Genomic DNA, 17,988 nt, shown 5'->3' with positions numbered 1-17,988 from the left:
GCCCCACATGATGATTAAAAAAATCGGGATAGACGACGCATGTTACAACGTTTTTTAAGTAAGCTTCCTTTTTATAATAAAACCTGGTTTCAGTTCGTTTTATATGTATTTAAACGTTTTGAAGCTGATCGGTGCCGCGAACAAGCTGGTTCTCTCACCTATACAACACTATTCGCAGTTGTACCGATGTTAACGGTTTTTTTAGTTATTATTTCTTCAATTAAAGCGTTAGAACCTGCAAGACAACAGCTCCAACATTTGATCTATAGTAATTTTTTACCTAAAAGTACTATTGCATTTGATAAAGCCTTGAATGCTTTCACAGAGAAATCCAGTAACCTCACCGTTATTGGTGTGCTGTTTTTATTCGTGACTACCGTTTTAATGCTCACGTCAATTGAAACAGTTTTTAATCGTATTTGGCGTGTAAAAGAAACTCGTAGCGGCATTATGGGTTTTATGCGTTACTGGACGATCATCTCTTTAGGTCCGATTATTTTAGGAAGTGCATTCGTCATTTCCTCGACGGTCGCTTCCATGAACATTCTCAGCAATAATTTTGCAGGATATCAACTTGATGGATCATTCATACTCTGGCTGATTTCATTTCTATTGACCATTGTTGGCTTTTTTATTTTGTATTGGACTATTCCGAATCGAACAGTTCCAGTTTATGCAGCTGGTATAGCGGCGTGCTTAAGTGCTGTACTTTTTGAAATACTCAAAAACCTATTTAGCTTTGTAATGTCAAATTTCACCAGTTATGAACTTATCTATGGCGCATTTGCAGCAGTGCCTATTTTCCTGTTATGGATCTTTCTCTCATGGAATATTATTTTACTCGGAGTAGAAGTCAGTTTTGCTTTAACTGCTTTTCACTCAGGTAAAGAACAAAAACGGCACCCTGTTCTCATGTTATTAGATATTCTTGAATTGTTTTATAAAAAGCAAAAACTGGGTGAAAGTGTAAGTGATAAAGAAGCCTTAGAAATTTTAGGCCGAGGAGAAGTTGGGCGCTGGCCCTCTTATGTACTTCTACTTGAAGAGCAAAATTTGATTAAGCGTACAGATAAAGATGAATATGTTTTAGTTCGCAATTTGTCTCAAGTCGACTTCTGGAGCTTTTTTACGGCTCTTCCATATCCACTCCCTTTACGCCAAGATGTCCAAAATGTGCATGATGACGATGAATGGATGGAAAAAATTGGCCCAGCTTTAGTTGAGTCTAATGACTATCTAGCTGCAAAACTTTCTATCCCCCTCTCCACAATTCTTGAAGAAAAATAAGTAGGCAGCAGCTTCTCATTTAATTAGCTGCACTCTAATGTTTAGCTCATAAAAAAACCCTATTATTGAAAAATAATAGGGTTAAAAATATCTAGCGGCGCAAATAAAATTACGCTTTTACAAAAGTTTCCCAGACAAAATCTTGTGTTGCACCCTTTAATGTCATTTTCAACTGATCACCCGAGTGTAATGGTCCAACACCCGCAGGTGAGCCTGTCATAATCACATCACCCGGCTCTAATGAAAAAACCTGATTAATATCAGTTAACAGATTACCAATAGTAAACATTAATAGTTCAGTATTCCCATCTTGACGTAACTCATCATTAATATGGAACGTGAATTTAGTTTCTTGCCAATCTGTAATTTCGCTCAAATCGACCCAGTCTGCCAAAACACAAGCACCATCAAAAGCTTTTGCACGCTCCCATGGGTGACCTTTAGTTTTCAGGTCATTCTGTAAATCACGCATTGTTAAGTCAAGACCTAAAGTCACTGCCCCAATCGCTTTTAATGCTTTCTCAGGGTCCGTTTCACCTTTTAAAGGCTGGTCAATACGTAAAACTAATTCACACTCAAAATGACAACTGCCCCAAGCTGGATTCCATGAAATACCGTCATTTAAACCAATCAAGCTACTAGGTGGTTTAATAAATAATATAGGTCTATCAGGCATAGCATTATTTAATTCTTTGACATGATCGGCATAACTTCTGCCTACGCAAACGATTTTTGAAGGACGTGTATTCATGAGGCTTCCTTGGTTGTTGCGGCTGATAATTCCAATAATTTATTTCTTAAATGTATTTTCAAATATAGTTTGATCTGAAACCTGTGCAAAAGCTCGCTTTGGCACAATAATTACAGTTTTATTTTTTAGCTCAAGCATGTAAGTCAGCTTGCCTTTAGCAAAGGTTTGCACATCTGAATATTGCATCACTTGTTTACGACCGCTGGCATAAAGCTCAAAATAATCTTGATAGAGGTCGATTCCCTGCTCACTCTTTCCAAACTGGTAACGAACAAATTGACGTTTAAATAACATCGGTAAAAGCCAATAACGCATCAGCCCTTGCATCACCAGAAAAAAAATACCTAGCCCAACATAATATCGGCCAACCCCAGAGAAACCTAAATAAAGTCCCCAAATAATAATTGCGATACTAATCGCAGGTGTTAAAAACCGGGTAAATTGTTTTTTCCCAAATGTCACTAATGAAAATCCATCTTGTGATTCTTCTAAATTCAAATAGTAACGTAAAGATAAAGCTGTTTTTTGCTCAGTCATTGCACTGCATCAATACTCAATAAATCGGAACTATTAGAGCATATTCATTTCAGCTTTAAAATGAATCAAAGGCTATTTTTTGTTTTGCCCAAAAGTAGCTTTAGTAGCGAGATTAAAACTATTTTTCGTTGCATATATGGAACGTAGATTCATATTTATTGGGCTTATTTCACTTTTTAAAATTTCTACAATAAGAGCATCACCGTCTTAGTGGAATGTCTCATGTCTTTTTTTGCAAAATTATTTGGCTTAAATCAAAAAGCAACCGTCTCAAAAGATGTGGTTACGCAAACCGCTCAAGAGACGAATCTTCCCAATGAAACAAGCTTTTTAGAATTAATTAAAAAACGCCGTTCTATTTATTCAATAGGAAAAAACTTAAAACACTCTCCTACTGAAATTGAAAAACTAATTCAAGAGGCTGTAAAACATAGCCCATCTGCTTTTAACTCCCAATCTTCTCGCGTTGTAGTTTTATTTGATCAATCACACCAAAATTTCTGGGATATAGTTCTAGATGTATTAAAAACTATTATTCCGGCAGAAGCCCTGACTGGAACTGAACAGAAAATTCAAAGTTTTGCGGCAGGCGCAGGCACAGTTTTATTTTTTGAAGACCAAGATGTGATTAAAGGTCTACAAGAGCAATTCGAGCTATATGCCGATAACTTTCCAATCTGGTCTGAGCATTCAACAGCAATTGCACAATTTGCAGTATGGAACGTACTGGCTGAACAAGGCATTGGCGCTTCATTGCAACACTATAATCCAATCATTGATGAGAAAATTAATGCAGCTTTTAATGTTCCTACTCACTGGAAATTAAGAGCTCAATTAGTATTCGGTTCAATCGAAGGCGAAGCAAGTGAAAAAGCTTTTATTGAAGATGAAAGCCGTTTTAAAACATTTGGTTAATCTTTTCCCCCTTTAATTCTTTTCAAAGCTGGTTGCCTTAAGCACCAGCTCTTTATTAATAAATATAAAAATTCAGGCACAAAAAAACCGCTATATCTAGCGGTTAATTCTTCAAGTTGGTGCGCTCAGAGAGATTCGAACTCCCGACCCCTTAGTTCGTAGCCAAGTGCTCTATCCAGCTGAGCTATGAGCGCGTACTTGATGTTGCGCATTATACGCAGTTTTTAAAGCTTAGGAAGCCTTTTTTCATCTTTCTGTCATCAACCGTCTAGTTCTTAGCCAGCGCTCTAGTTTATACAAAATAGTACCTAAAATTATTGAGGTTTTTCTCACTTAAGATGTATTTGAAATATTTTTTTTCAAATAAGTTTTATAGTTTTTTTGAAGTATTTAGCCATACAACTACAAGTTAAAGGCGACTATTTTAGTCAACATTATAGAAATAAAATATTTATAGTTGAGCTTTAACATTATAGACCTAAGTAAAATTTACCTCATATAATGCTTCAATTAAGTGAAAATATAAGTAAAAACACAAGCAATCAAAAAAATATTATATAAAAATTATTATTATTTTTACGTCTAAATGCAATGAATTACTATGTGTTTAAATATTATTTAATATTAAAAAATGTGACTAAAAATACACATTGACAGCTTTTGAGATCTATCCAATACTAAATTCCAATTATTGAGATACGCATCTCATTAATTATGTAGCGCAATAAATAATACTTACTTAAAAATACATAATTATATAGGAAATAGACCAACATGTTCTTACTAAAAACTCTTGTTTCTTCGATATCAAATATTACTCAAGACTTAGGTAATATTATATCGGTGAACACTAACGTAACTGGTGGATCTTCGGTTGATGGTCACATATCAACCTCTGGCCTACTTTCAGACACTCTATCTACAGTAACAAATACTATTACAACAACCACAACTGGCCTTGTTTCCGATGCTATTGGTACGGTTACGGGTAGTATCGGTTCTACAAGCCCTGTTGACACTGTCACTAATATTATTGGTGGCGTAACGGGCGGTATTGATCTTGGAACCTCACCAATCGCTCCTGTTATTGATGTTGTTCAAGGTGGTATCGATATTCTTCAAGGTGTAGAAAGCCTCAAAACTGAAATTATTAACACAGGTATTGAAACTGTAGCCGACGCTATTATCGGCGTCCTTCCTCAAACTGAGCACCCAGTTTCTGAAATTGCTGACTTGGGTACATTAACTTTTGAAACTTCTCGCGACACAGTAAATGGCGCTCTTGAAGCTGTTTCTGATTTGGTTGGTGGCGACATCCAAGGTGCAACTGAATCTGCTACTGGTATTCTTGATACGCTTATCACCAACGGTACGACTGCTACTGGTATTGTGACTGGTGTTGTTGGAAGTGTTACAGATGTTGTTGGTGGCGTAACTGGCGGTGTTGATGGCAACCCGCTTGAAGTGATTACCGACATTATCGTCGGCGTAACCGGCGGTGTTGACGGCAACCCACTTGAAGTAATTACTGACATTATCGGTGGCGTAACCGGCGGCGTTGGTGGTAACCCTCTTGAAGTCGTGACTGACATTATCGGCGGTGTAACGGGTGGTATCGGTGGCGGCACATCACCAATCTCTCCAGTAATTGATGTCGTTCAAGGTGGTATCGATATTCTTCAGGGCGTAGAAAGCTTAAAAACTGAAATTATTAATACAGGTATCGATACTGTTGCCGACACAATCATTAGCATCCTTCCACAAACTGAACATCCTGTTTCAGACCTAGCAGATCTTGGTACATTAACTTTCGAAACTTCTCGCGACACAGTAAACGGCGCACTTGAAACTGTTTCTGACTTAGTCGGTGGTGATATTGAAGGTGCAACTGAATCAGCGACTGGCATTCTGGGTACACTTATCACCAACGGTACAACTGCAACAGGAATTGTCAATAATATTATCGGCGGTGTAACCAGTGGTGATAGCCCTCTTGGCGTAGTAACCGACATTATTGGCGGGATAACTGGTGGCGTTGGTGGTAATCCACTTGAAGTGATTACTGACATCATTGGTGGCGTAACTGGCGGTGTTGACGGTAATCCACTTGAAGTGATTACTGACATTATTGGTGGCGTGACTGGCGGTGTGGACGGCAACCCACTTGAAGTGATCACTGATATCATAGGTGGCGTAACTGGTGGTGTGGACGGTAACCCACTTGAAGTGATTACTGACATCATCGGTGGCGTAACTGGCGGTATCGGTGGTGGAACGTCTCCAATCTCTCCAGTGATTGACGTAGTTCAAGGCGGTATTGATATTCTTCAAGGTGTCGAAAGCTTAAAAACTGAAATTATCAACACTGGTATTGACACAGTTGCTGACACAATTATCGGTATCCTTCCACAAGTAGAGCATCCTGTTTCTGAAATTGCAGACCTCGGTACGTTAACTTTCGAGACTTCTCGCGACACAGTAAATGGTGCTCTTGAAGTGGTTTCTGATTTAGTCGGTGGTGATATTCAAGGCGCAACTGAATCAGCGACTGGCATTCTGGGTACACTTATTACTAATGGCTCTACTGCAACAGGCTTATTAACAGAAATCCTTGGCGGAGTGACAGGAACTATTGGTGGCGCAACTGGTAGCGTTGGTGGTGATAGCCCTCTTGGTGTAGTAACTGATCTTCTTGGTGGTTTAACAGGAGGAGTTACCGGCGGTGTGGGTGGCGACAACCCTATTGGTATCGTAACAGATATCGTGGGCAGCTTAACTGGTGGTGTAACTGGTCAAGGTGGCTTAGATGTCATTTCTAATTTACTGGGTGGATTAACTGGCGGCAGTTTACTCGGTGGAGTAACTTCTACAGTATCTAGCGTAACCAATACAACACACACTATCGTACCTCAGTCATTACTTACTGATAACTTCTTAGATAATTCTTTCCATACTGTTTAATATCATCAAAAGAAAGCCACTTATAAAAGTGGCTTTCTGCTTTAATATAGTTCTAAATATTAATTAATACTAATCAATCTCTTGCCATCTATAATATTTTTTATGTGCTAACTCCAGCATTGCATAATCATTAGGCGTATCACCATAAGCATAAATTGTAGAATATTGGGCTAAATCATATTTATTTTTTATTCTATTTACTTTTTCTAAATAACCACAATCACCATCAATAAAATGACCTGTTAAAATACCATTATGTATTTCAAGTTGATTGCATATAACATCTAAACCTAAAGAATGGCACCAACTTTCTAAATAAACGCCTAATGATGCAGATACAACAACAATCTGATCACCTTGCTGTTTGTGCCAGAGAATACGCTCCAGAGCATTTTCACGGACACATGTAGGAAGCACCTTTTTAGCAAACTCTTGTCCCCTATCTTTTAGGAAGTTCGCGTCATAGCCCACATATCCAACTTGGCAGAGCTTGGTTCGAATAGTTTTATCTGTTACCCAACCAAGCTTATAGCCGGCTATATATGGCGCAAGTCGAATACCACCGACTATTTGAGTTTTTCTGTTCAATGAAAATTTAAGAAATAAGCTGAATGTGTCGTTGTGAGTGATGGTGCCATCAAAATCAAATAAAGCTAGATTCATTTATGATTATCTCTAATATAATTAAAAAGTTATAAATTTAGATTTTATTAAAATTACTAAAAAATAAGCACAAAAAAACCGCTATAAAAGCGGTTAATTCTTCAAGTTGGTGCGCTCAGAGAGATTCGAACTCCCGACCCCTTAGTTCGTAGCCAAGTGCTCTATCCAGCTGAGCTATGAGCGCATTAAGTAATGGCGGTGAGAGAGGGATTCGAACCCTCGATACCAGTAATAGGTATGCTTCCTTAGCAGGGAAGTGATTTCAGCCACTCATCCACCTCACCGGAACGAGCCGCCATAATACAAACTAAAACCACATTGATCAAGTCATCATACTGAAATTTTCTTGTTTTTTAGTTCAATGAATTACTTTTTAAGCAATTTATTCATTATTTTCGTCTTTTTCGATCAAACGCTTGTTAAGATAGATATTATTTCTTCATCAAAATACTGTAGTGCATAACACATTATTGCAAACCTAAACGTGCAGTTCGGGTCTGCATGGCTTATGCTAAACTTATCTGCCAAGCGTGAAACCAAACGACATGACAAAAAACTGGGCTGACCCTGAAGCGAAAGCTGAAGCTGAACGTTATGACAACCCTATTCCAAGCCGTACTCTCATTTTAGATACATTGGAGCAGGTACAAACACCACAATCTCATGCAGAGCTTGTCGATCATTTTAATATTCATGACCAAAAAAGTATCGAAGCTTTAAGTCATCGTTTAAGTGCTATGGTTCGTGACGGTCAAATCATGAAAGACGGTTTTAAATTTCAGTTGGTGGCAGATCAACCAACATATGAAGCAACTGTTTATATTAATAGTAAAGGTTTAGGTACAGCACATATTGATGGTCAAACTGACCTTCTACTTCCTGAACGTGAATTACGTTTAGTATTTAATGGTGACCGCGTTAGAGTACGCCAGACTTCGGTAGACCGTAAAGGTAAACCTTGGGGCTTTATTACAGAAGTTCTACAGCACCGCGTCAAACAAATGATTGGTAAATTGTCAGTTCATGATGGCGAATATTTTATTCAACCCAACAATCCTAATCAGCATCAGCCTATTCCATTAGAAAAAGAGTTGGTTAAACACGCTGAAGCGAATGTTGGCGATATGCTACGTGTTGCAATTGATAGTTATCCGACCCGTGAAGAATTTGCTACAGCTCATATTATTCAGTCTATGGCGGACAAAGCTGATACAGAAATTATCATTCCACAAACCATTCTTGAATTTGGTTTGCCATATGAGTTTCCAGATCAGGTATTAAAAGAAGCAGAAAGTTTTAAAGAGCCATCTGCTCAAGACCGTGAAGGTCGTGTTGACTTAAGAGATTTAGCATTAGTTACGATTGATGGTGAAGACGCGCGCGATTTCGACGATGCTGTTTATGCAGAAAAACGTCCGGGCGGCGGCTATCGTGTTGTAGTCGCAATTGCAGATGTAAGCCATTATGTTCGCTTGGACTCAGCACTTAATGAAGAAGCTGAGGAACGTGGTACTTCTGTCTACTTCCCTCACTTTGTTTTACCAATGCTGCCAGAGGCCTTATCAAATGGTCTATGTTCTTTGAATCCACATGTAGATCGTCTATGTATGGTCTGTGACCTAAAACTCTCGCGCACTGGACGTGTAACTGGCTTTGAGTTTTATCCATCGGTCATGCACTCAAAAGCACGTTTGACCTATACCCAAGTAGCACAATACTTTGACGGAACAACAGATGCGATTCCAAAAGATCGCGATGTTCATAAATCATTAAATACGCTTTTCCAGCTTTATCAAATTTTGAAAAACTTACGTGCCGATCGTCATGCAATGGAATTTGAAACCATTGAAACGTACATGACATTCGATGAACTAGGCGGGATTAAAGAAATTTTGCCACGTACCCGTAATGAAGCACATAAGCTTATTGAAGAATGCATGCTGCTTGCCAATGTAGCTGCAGCTGAATATGCATTAGAAAATGATATTCCAATGTTGTATCGCGTACATGAAGCACCTGAGTTCTCACGTATCCAAAAAGTAAAAGACTTTGTGAAATTGTTGGGTCTACCCTTCCCAGACCAGCCAACTCAAGCAGACTATCAAAGAGTCATCGAAGCAACTAAAGACCGTGTAGATGCGCCAAGTATTCATGCTGTTTTATTACGTTCGATGATGCAAGCTTATTATGGTGCCAAAAATGCAGGACACTATGGCTTGGCCTATGAAGCATATACTCATTTTACTTCGCCAATCCGTCGCTATCCAGATCTATTGTTACACCGTGCCATTAAAGCTCATCTAAAACATAAACCTTCTCCACTTTCTGGCGCTGCGCTAGATGATGCTGGTGAACATTTCTCTAAAACAGAGCGCCGCGCTGATGAAGCATCTCGTAGCGTAACAACTTGGTTGAAATGTCATTATATGCAACAGCATTTAGGTGAAGAATTTATTGGTATTGTGAGTGCCGTAACTGAGTTTGGTTTATTTGTCACGCTTAAAGACTTATATGTCGATGGCATGATTCATATTAGCCAACTCGGTGATGACTTCTTTATTTATGATCAAGCCAGTCAAAATCTGGTAGGCCAAAATAGAGGTCAAGTTTTTGGCTTAGGCGATGAAGTGAAAATTCAGGTTGCTGGTGTAAATCTTGAAGAACGTAAGATTGACTTCCAGCTTATTAATCAAGTGACACATGCAGGCCGAGTAGTTCGTAGCCGAGCTCCACGCACAACCAAAACTTCCCCACAAGCAACTGAAGAAGTTTTCAGCAAACCAACTGTCAGTACTGATGGCGAAAAGCCTGTTCACAAAAAGAAAGAAAAAGCCAAGCCTAGTTCTTATACTAAAAAACCTGGTAAAAAAACTTCCGTAAAAGCTGAGAGTAAACCAGAAAAGGTAAAGAAAAAGGCCAAGCCTAAAAAGAAAAAGGCCAATGCAAAATCAAAGGCTGAATAACTCAAAAAATGATAGTACTCACTTAAAATTAAGCCCCCAATGTGGGGCTTAATTCTTCTTATAGTGTTTATTTTGCAAATTAAACTTGATTTCCTACCTGACAAGACCTACATCTAATACTATGTTTAAAAAATAATGTGGCTAACAGCAATGACTTTACAGCAAGCGACTTTACCAACTCCGCGTTTTGATCAAATTCAATTAGAAAGTTTAAAACAAGATATCCAGCAAGCAATTCAAGCTGGACAAGAGTTTTTAAATACCCTTACGGCCGCACCTACAGATACAGCTCAACAACTTGCAGTACTTGAACAAATTGATACGCTTGAAAATAATTTGAGTGAGTCATGGGGTATCTTGTCACATTTAAATGCTGTGATGAACAATGCTGAAACTCGAGAAGTCTATCAATCGTTATTACCGGCCTTAAGTGAATACTATACTCAGCTTGGTCAACATACGGCGCTCTATCAAACTTATCAGCATCTCAATGATGGTCAGGGCTATACGTCTCTTAGTCCAGCCCAACAAAGTGCTATTCGTCTTGCTTTACGTGATTTCAAACTTTCTGGTGTGGCTTTAGAGGGCGAAGAGAAAAAACGCTATGCAGATATTTCTGCTCGTCTTTCACAGCTTTCCTCTGACTTTTCTAATCATGTACTTGATGCGACACAAGCTTATTTTAAACCCCTTACAGAAGCTGAGCTAAAAGGTCTTCCAGAAAGTAATATTGAGCTATTAAAACAGTATGGTAAACAACGTGAACTCGACCAAGCTGTAGCAACTCTGGACTTTCCCGCTTACTTTGCAATCATGACCTATGCAGATGACCGTTCATTGCGTGAAGAGCTTTACAGAGCCTATGTCACTCGTGCATCTGATCAGTCCGAACAAACTGAGTTTGATAACAGCAAAATTATGGAAGAAATTTTGAGCCTTCGTCAGGAAATGGCGAAATTACTCGGTTTCAATAACTATGCTGAATATTCTCTTGCGAGCAAGATGGCGCCAGATGTAAAAACAGTTCATGAGTTTTTGGTTGATCTCGCTGAGCATGCCCGTGCTCCTGCACTTCAAGAGGTTGCGGAACTTCGAGATATTGCTAAACAAGATGGCGTAGATGAACTTCAACCTTGGGATAGCACTTATTATTCTGAAAAGCTTAAACAACAACAATTCAACTTATCTCAAGAAGCATTAAAACCTTACTTCCCTGCACCTAAAATCATTCAGGGATTATTCCAGATCGTGCAGCGCTTATATGGTATTAACATCATCGAACGACAAGCACCTGTCTGGCACCCAGATGCACGTTATTTTGAATTAGAAGACCAAGGCCAAGTGATTGGTGGATTCTTCTTTGACATCTATGCACGTACAGGCAAACGTGGTGGTGCATGGATGAATGGGTTCCGCTCACGCATGCAAACTGTTCACGGTCTACAAAAGCCAATTTGCTACATGGTCTGTAACTTCACTCCTCCAGTAGGAGATCAGCCTGCTTTACTCACCCATGATGAAGTCATTACCTTATTCCATGAGTTTGGACATGGCTTACATCATATGTTAACCGAAGTAGATAATATCTCGGTTGCAGGCACTCACGGCGTTGCTTGGGATGCTGTCGAGCTGCCAAGCCAGTTCATGGAGTTCTGGTCTTGGGATAAAGAAAGTTTAGATGTTTTAAGTGAGCATATTGAGAGTAAACAAACCTTACCGCAAGAATTGCTTGATGCTTTACTAAATGCTCGTTTCTTCCAGTCCGGCATGCAAACTCTACGTCAGCTTGAATTTGCATTGTTTGATTTAACAATTCACACCAAAATACCAGCACTGAACAGTGAGCAAATTCAGCAAACTCTAAATGAAATACGTAGTCAATATGCTGTCGTTCCTACTGTCGGATACAACCGTTTCCAACACAGTTTTAGTCATATTTTTGCTGGTGGTTATGCGGCTGGCTATTACTCTTACAAATGGGCAGAAGTGTTAGCGAGTGATGCATTCGATCGTTTTGAACACGAAGGTATTTTCAACACTCAAACAGGTAAAGAATTCCGTCAGGCTATTTTAGCTGTAGGTGGTAAAGACACTGCTCTTGAAGCATTTGTTAGTTTCCGTGGTCGTGAACCAAAAATTGATGCATTGTTACGTCATCAAGGTTGGACGAATGACAGCAAAACCGCTTAAACTATAGGCCTAAATTGATCGTGTGGTTAGGGTGATAAAGATGAAAAAACGTTTCATTGCTGGGGCTAAATGTCCAAAATGTGAAGCAACCGATCGGATTGTCATGCTAACCACCGCTGAAGACGAATGGATTGAATGTATCGAATGCGGTTATAGCGAAAATCGTCCGACTCATATTGATGAGCCTGAAGCACCCGCTGTACCTGATGAAGTTGGAGTAATACAGTTCAAGCCTCGTCGTCCTGACTAAAGGTCTTAGAGATGCCACTACAAAGAAAACAAAACTCAAAACTATTGTGGATTTTAATTGGGGGCTTAAGCATTCTTGTAGTGCTTTTTTTAGCTGCGCAATGGTTTTTCAAAAAAACCGAGTCATCCGCACCAATGGTTGATCCTCAACCTGTTTCGACACCTGCACCTGCTAAAATCACTGATCCATCATCAGGTTCCGAACCAGTAGCAGAGGCTGCGAGTTCCCAACAACTGGTGAATGAAGATGTGCTTAAACAGCCTGTACCTGCCCAAGAGTCTTTAGCTAAAGAAGAAGTGTCTAAACTCGATGACATCCATAGCCAGCTAAAAGATCAGGAAGCAACTTTAAAAGCTCAGCATGCTGATGCTGATCAATTAACCAAACTCAAAGAAGAACAAGTTAAATTGCTTGAAGCTCAACTCAAACAGCAATAGTTTTTCAATTGGAACTTAAAAAAGCTAAAGTTATCTATCTTTAGCTTTTTTATTCTAATTAAAATAATTCCAGTCATCTTTTCCTAAATTTACTAAAGTCTCTTACTAAAAAGCCCTCCATTTAGGAAGGCTTTTTCACATTATATGTATTCCAATCTCACTTATTGATACCAACCAAACAACTTAAAGAAGTATGGAATGTAAGCAATAATTAACATTGCAGGTATCATGACCATCAATGGTAAAACCCATCGCTCGAAGCGGTAGAAGAACGATTTATGACGAACTTCTGCATCTGCTTCAGATACTTCATCGTCGCCAATTGCTTGCCTCGCCAATAAGTGGTTTAAAGCAACTGGAGGAGTAATATAACCAAGCTCAAAACCAATTAATGCGATCATCCAGAAATGCACAGGATCAATTCCGTATTTATATGCTACGGGGGCTACGGTTGCTGAAATTAAAATAACAGCACCGAATGGATCCATGATCATCCCGACAAATACCATGAGAATCACAATCAAAGAGATCACAACAAATAGACTACTAATATCTGTTGGGAAAGCCTCCATAATTTCGATTCGTTCCAAGAATCCACCAACACTTACAGACAATGCCATTAGAATAACTAATGCACCAATATGCCCAACAGTTTCACTTGTAGCTGTGTGTAAAGCTGATCGGAAAGACACTCTACGTTCAGGATTACGTGGATCATCTATAGGCTTTACTTGAGGTACAGGCTGAGAACCATCGGCTGGAGCAGTATAAACATTAAGAGTACTATCCCAATGTCCAACTGGTGCTAATGGAGCAGGTTCTCTACGTAACTTATCAAATAACACCATTAATAATAAGATTACAGGCATCATAACTGGTGCTGTAAACTCATTTAAATCTGTTGCTAAGGCATGTTTATAAAACAACCAAATTAAAATGAAAATTACGATATACGGCGATACTGGAACAAATGCACGTAACGAATTTGGAAACGCAACTTTTACAGGTGCGATCCGGAACTTTTGCTCAGCAAAGAATAAAGAAATTATTAAAAATAAAGTTGAAGATAATAAGAAAGTATATATACCATAATGATATAGCATATCAGTTGTAACTTCTTTATTTAAAGATGCGACAACAACAATTAATAAACACGGGCGTAATACGACTCCTAATGAACCAGACATAGCCGTTGCTGCTAGAGCAAACTGACGACGTCCACCCGCATTCCAGACTTCTTTATAAATAATTGCACCTGCCGCAATAACAAAAATACCTGACGCACCTGTATAAGCTGTCGGTAATGCCGCTGCAATCAAAATTAACCAAGTCAACGTTTCTGGAGCAAGATTCCATGGTCGAAGAATATTTAAAAATAAATCAACGATGCGTGTCTGTTTAAGTAACATCCCTGCCCAAATAAAAAGAGCAAGGTTTAGGAAGATACTTGAAAACTCAACCAACTGACCAAGGTAAATCCCTTGTCCCATTGGGTAATCCATAAAGAAGGTAAATGCCACACCAGTGATAATCGCCATATAAGCATATAAAGGAATACTTAAAAAAGCTAAACCGATATTCCCCCCCTCTTTTGTTGGTGTAGGGGACTTAATTAGTTTAAATAAACTAATTAAAGTTAAAATACCGAATAAGATAATCCAAAGCCAATAAATAACTTGCAGCTCTAAAGTAACAGGTACACCAGACCCCGTTACTGAGCGATATTGACTAATTGTTGAAGATGTTAACAAACCATTCGCAAGTAACATTGCAATTGAATAAACACGAAAGTCTATTCTGGTAGCGGGACTTCTTAAACCAATATGATGTGTCTTTAATGTAGCTGTTATTGCAGCTAACACGACCATAACAACCAAAAGCATCGCTCTGTTCTCTGTACCAAATTTAAAGAGACCAAAAAACGATGTTTCCACAGTTCTATATGTACGAATACTCGGATGTGCATCCATATAAGTAATCGCTTTATCATAAAACTGATACTTCTCATCACATTGCTGCTGAGCTGCGAGTAGTGATGCACGGACATCACTTTCCGATGCAGCACCAAAGAAGCTCGCGAAGTCATCAGATGCATTCGCTTTCATTTGTTCTTTTACTTGAGCATCGATATTTGGATGTCGATCACAAGTCGGCTTTTCAGGTTCGGCACGCAAAAATGAATATTGCATACCTACCGCAGGGTCACCATAAAGACGCTCCCCGATACGTAATAATTGCCCGTGGATCATTTCCCCAGTACCAATGATTAGAGTCATTAATAGCAGAGTGAGGATGACAAATGTTGAGATCCATTCGTTCCAGATATAACCCAACAGACCTAATCCAGATCTTTTTTCTTGATATTCTTGCATAAATATTCCAATTTTGTTCTCTCAAAAACCTGAAAACAGGAGCTTGAGTCATGCAATTTTCTTGGTCAGGGGTTAATTCCATCCCCCTTCTACCAATCCCTTTATTCAACGATCAAATTTGCATCAAACTTTATTAATAAAGAATGACTAAAATCACTTTTTTAACAGTTTGTATTGTCAATATTTCTTTTTTAATCTTTGAGCAAACCAATAGCAGCCACCAAAGATTGCACCACCAATTGCTCCATATAAGTGAGCTTCAGTTAAAACCGGACTCCCTATTAACTGGGCAGTTCCTGTTTGCCCAAAGGTATTTTCCCATATCAGTTTTGCAATAATTAATCCTAAAACCAGAAAAGCAAAATTCCGTTCTTTACGATATTGCAAGTAAACTAAAGCAACTGCTGTATATAGCCCATGTAAAACACCAGACAAACCAGCATATGCCTCGATATAAGGTAAATAAAAATAGAAAATCAAACTAATGAACGGTGGCAAAAGAAAAAGCAGACTTAAAAGATGCCACGCTTTGGTATGCGGGAAGATAAACGGTAAACAGGCGAATGCCATCATATTTAAAAGGAAATGAATCCACCCAACGTGTACCCAGTGCGCTGTCCACAAACGCCAGAATTCGCCAAGTAGGCTTTCACGCCAATAAATAAATGTATCAGGAAACACCTGTAGACAGGCAGACACAGAAATGCACACTGCGACCAAAAGCACTTTATGATTCAGTACATGATCCTTCATGGCACACTCCTTGAAATTAAACTTCTTGCTACTATTGTAAAACTAAACAACAGGCTCGCAAGAAGTTAACCTTTCAAATATTTTTACTGCGCTGCTTGTGGAGCAGATGAATCTGCTGGAGCTTCAGATGCGGCCCCTCCATCAAACAATTCATCTAACTCTGCTGCACCTTCATTCTTATCATCCCAGAAATGTGACATACCATCATCTCCGGTACGCACACCAGTATGCTCTGTCCAGTAACGGTCAGAAATACCACGTATAATCAGACCTGCCATACTATCGATTAACTTAAAGTTCGGATTGACAGGCTTATCATCAGCTTGAGATGCCGCATATAATCTTAATGCATCACGGATTTTTGCATCATCACCACTTGCTTGGGCAGCTACCGCATACAAAGCATGAGACAAGCGAACACCTTTTTGTTCACCAATTTGTACTGATTGTTTTAACGTTTGATATGGGTCAGGTTTCCCTTCATCTGCCCCTGGTAATAAAGTCCAGATCACAGCACGTGTTGCATTAGGTGCGCCCCAGAATTTTTCATTATCTAGACAGACCATGCCACGCTCTACAATAGCAGCAATATCTTTTGGAACATTGACTGCACCACCAGAGTTAATGTCATTGGTTACAGCCTGAAGGCCACTAATCATTCCAAGTAAATAAACAGTTTGATCAGTATCACTGCGCATGGTTGGGCAAGAATCACCTAAATGATATTTATATTTAGATTCCCAACGATCAGCAAACAACTTATAGCCCGTATATTGACGCTCAGCAGCAATGGCTGCCCAACGTTTCTGGGCAATACGAGCATCTTGAGCTTCGGTTACTTGACCTGCTTTTGATGCACGTAAATAACGTAATTCCTGTTCTAACGCTTGGTTCTCTGCACATACACCTGATGCGGCATACATTAATACAGCAACACGCGTTGGATCTGCACCCATACCTTTAGTAGACATGATTGCAGGTGTTAATGCACTACCAGTATTACAAACCATTTCAGCATCTTGCATTGCTAGAATAGGCGGAACGACGTGCTTTTCCGTAAAACCTAAAGCAACATTTGCTCCGGTTTTCACGACGTATGAACAACCTGATAAAACTGAAGCTGCTAGAAAACTCATCGCCAAACCTTGGCTTATTTTTTGGACTTTAGACATCTTCCTGTCCTCTATGTAATTTGTTTTTTCCTTTTCAGATGTACATTAGCAGATGCATATCTTGAATAAAAGAGTAATTACTCTAATTGTAGCGCTTATACTTTGACATACTTCACAGTAGATAAAATTGACAGTTTTTTCAGAAAACAGAAATTTTAGGCAAAAAAAAGTAGCATTGCGACGGTTCAGCACATGCTACTTATTAACTGAGATAAGCTTTTAACGGCTTATATTATTTTTGTTCTAGATAATCCTTAAGTAAAGTTCCTGCTCTTCCTACTACCACAGCCATAAGCACTGTAATTAACAGAAACATCCACATTGAAATCTCCATGAGAGACCTCCTTACTACAATCGCACCCAGTTATAAACTGAACACTTGATGGAATTAATCGACTAACCAATTTAATAATTGACTGATCGACGACCTTGCATCCTCTGTCTCTTAACTTTGTTAAAATTAACTTTGCTAAGATGTTCCCTGAGTAAAGTTCCTGCTCTTCCGATCACCACTGCCAAAATGATGGCAATGACCAAGAACGACCATGTTGGCATCTCCATTTTGAGACCTCCGACACACTTTACGTTGGTGTTTGTACTTTAACCGATGGAATAAAGACTCATCGTTGAAATTGTCAGACAATCATATTTCTCTGTCTTTTTTCTAACTTTTAACTAGACAATCTAAAATTTAAGAAAAATATATTAATTAAGTTTTTGTTTTTAATAATTTTTAT

Annotated in this window: 13 protein-coding genes and 3 tRNA genes; 7 read left to right on the top strand and 9 right to left on the bottom strand. The window is 38.9% G+C overall.

Features of this window, described 5'->3' with window-relative positions:
• Positions 1-39 precede the first annotated feature (39 nt).
• The gene (locus tag KTH84_RS13400) at positions 40-1,287 is read left to right on the top strand and encodes a YihY family inner membrane protein (RefSeq protein ID WP_133971674.1); all 1,248 of its coding nucleotides are present in this window, start codon (positions 40-42) and stop codon (positions 1,285-1,287) included.
• A 109-nt stretch (positions 1,288-1,396) separates the two neighbouring features.
• Here KTH84_RS13400 and KTH84_RS13395 read toward each other — a convergent pair whose 3' ends face one another.
• Both KTH84_RS13395 and KTH84_RS13390 read right to left on the bottom strand, forming a co-directional pair.
• Positions 1,397-2,038: a fumarylacetoacetate hydrolase family protein gene (locus tag KTH84_RS13395; protein ID WP_133971672.1), complete on the bottom strand. Its 642-nt coding sequence runs from the start codon at positions 2,036-2,038 to the stop codon at positions 1,397-1,399.
• A gap of 39 nt (positions 2,039-2,077) precedes the next feature.
• Positions 2,078-2,575, bottom strand: coding sequence for a YcxB family protein (locus KTH84_RS13390; RefSeq protein ID WP_003653610.1), 498 nt, complete (start codon positions 2,573-2,575; stop codon positions 2,078-2,080).
• 222 nt (positions 2,576-2,797) lie between these two features.
• On the opposite strand from KTH84_RS13390, the gene KTH84_RS13385 reads away from it, so the two are divergent.
• Entirely contained in the window at positions 2,798-3,490 is a 693-nt protein-coding gene (locus KTH84_RS13385) for a nitroreductase family protein (RefSeq protein WP_262473550.1), read from the top strand.
• Positions 3,491-3,607: 117 nt separating this feature from the next.
• Here the strand turns inward: KTH84_RS13385 and KTH84_RS13380 are convergent.
• A tRNA-Arg gene (locus tag KTH84_RS13380) sits at positions 3,608-3,684 on the bottom strand.
• A 580-nt stretch (positions 3,685-4,264) separates the two neighbouring features.
• On the opposite strand from KTH84_RS13380, the gene KTH84_RS13375 reads away from it, so the two are divergent.
• Complete coding sequence (locus KTH84_RS13375; RefSeq protein WP_262473547.1) at positions 4,265-6,451, top strand: beta strand repeat-containing protein; 2,187 nt, start codon at positions 4,265-4,267, stop codon at positions 6,449-6,451.
• Between the two features lie 69 nt (positions 6,452-6,520).
• Here the strand turns inward: KTH84_RS13375 and KTH84_RS13370 are convergent, their stop codons facing one another.
• The 3 genes from KTH84_RS13370 to KTH84_RS13360 all read right to left on the bottom strand — a co-directional run bounded on the left by KTH84_RS13370 (position 6,521) and on the right by KTH84_RS13360 (position 7,398).
• On the bottom strand, positions 6,521-7,114 hold the full coding sequence (locus KTH84_RS13370) for an HAD-IB family hydrolase (protein ID WP_262473545.1): 594 nt from the start codon (positions 7,112-7,114) through the stop codon (positions 6,521-6,523).
• Positions 7,115-7,221: 107 nt separating this feature from the next.
• Positions 7,222-7,298 (bottom strand) — tRNA-Arg (locus KTH84_RS13365).
• A gap of 9 nt (positions 7,299-7,307) precedes the next feature.
• Positions 7,308-7,398 (bottom strand) — tRNA-Ser (locus KTH84_RS13360).
• 261 nt (positions 7,399-7,659) lie between these two features.
• Between KTH84_RS13360 and rnr the strand changes: the two genes are divergently transcribed.
• The 4 genes from rnr to KTH84_RS13340 all read left to right on the top strand — a co-directional run bounded on the left by rnr (position 7,660) and on the right by KTH84_RS13340 (position 12,954).
• Positions 7,660-10,077 (top strand): ribonuclease R, encoded by a 2,418-nt coding sequence (gene rnr / locus KTH84_RS13355; protein ID WP_262473543.1) that lies wholly within the window; start codon positions 7,660-7,662, stop codon positions 10,075-10,077.
• A gap of 135 nt (positions 10,078-10,212) precedes the next feature.
• Entirely contained in the window at positions 10,213-12,267 is a 2,055-nt protein-coding gene (locus KTH84_RS13350; protein ID WP_262473541.1) for a M3 family metallopeptidase, read from the top strand.
• Between the two features lie 40 nt (positions 12,268-12,307).
• The gene (locus tag KTH84_RS13345; protein ID WP_004639498.1) at positions 12,308-12,517 is read left to right on the top strand and encodes a YheV family putative zinc ribbon protein; all 210 of its coding nucleotides are present in this window, start codon (positions 12,308-12,310) and stop codon (positions 12,515-12,517) included.
• 11 nt (positions 12,518-12,528) lie between these two features.
• Positions 12,529-12,954 carry a hypothetical protein gene (locus tag KTH84_RS13340; protein ID WP_262473539.1) on the top strand — a complete coding sequence of 142 codons (426 nt, stop codon included), beginning with the start codon at positions 12,529-12,531 and terminating at the stop codon, positions 12,952-12,954.
• A gap of 161 nt (positions 12,955-13,115) precedes the next feature.
• Here the strand turns inward: KTH84_RS13340 and KTH84_RS13335 are convergent, their stop codons facing one another.
• From KTH84_RS13335 to KTH84_RS13325, 3 genes are all read right to left on the bottom strand, one after another.
• A complete protein-coding gene (locus tag KTH84_RS13335; RefSeq protein ID WP_262473537.1) occupies positions 13,116-15,326 on the bottom strand; it encodes a TRAP transporter large permease subunit in 2,211 nt (736 codons plus the stop codon).
• A gap of 177 nt (positions 15,327-15,503) precedes the next feature.
• Entirely contained in the window at positions 15,504-16,079 is a 576-nt protein-coding gene (gene rrtA, locus KTH84_RS13330; protein ID WP_262473535.1) for a rhombosortase, read from the bottom strand.
• A gap of 83 nt (positions 16,080-16,162) precedes the next feature.
• Positions 16,163-17,251, bottom strand: a complete 1,089-nt coding sequence (locus KTH84_RS13325) for a hypothetical protein (protein ID WP_262473533.1) — start codon at positions 17,249-17,251, stop codon at positions 16,163-16,165.
• Positions 17,252-17,988 lie beyond the last annotated feature (737 nt).

It is taken from the genome of Acinetobacter sp. WU_MDCI_Abxb74, assembly GCF_025513915.1.
Taxonomy (GTDB): Bacteria; Pseudomonadota; Gammaproteobacteria; order Pseudomonadales; family Moraxellaceae; genus Acinetobacter; species Acinetobacter calcoaceticus_C.
Note: the sequence above shows the minus strand (reverse complement) of the source record. Positions and strands in the feature narration are given on the sequence as shown.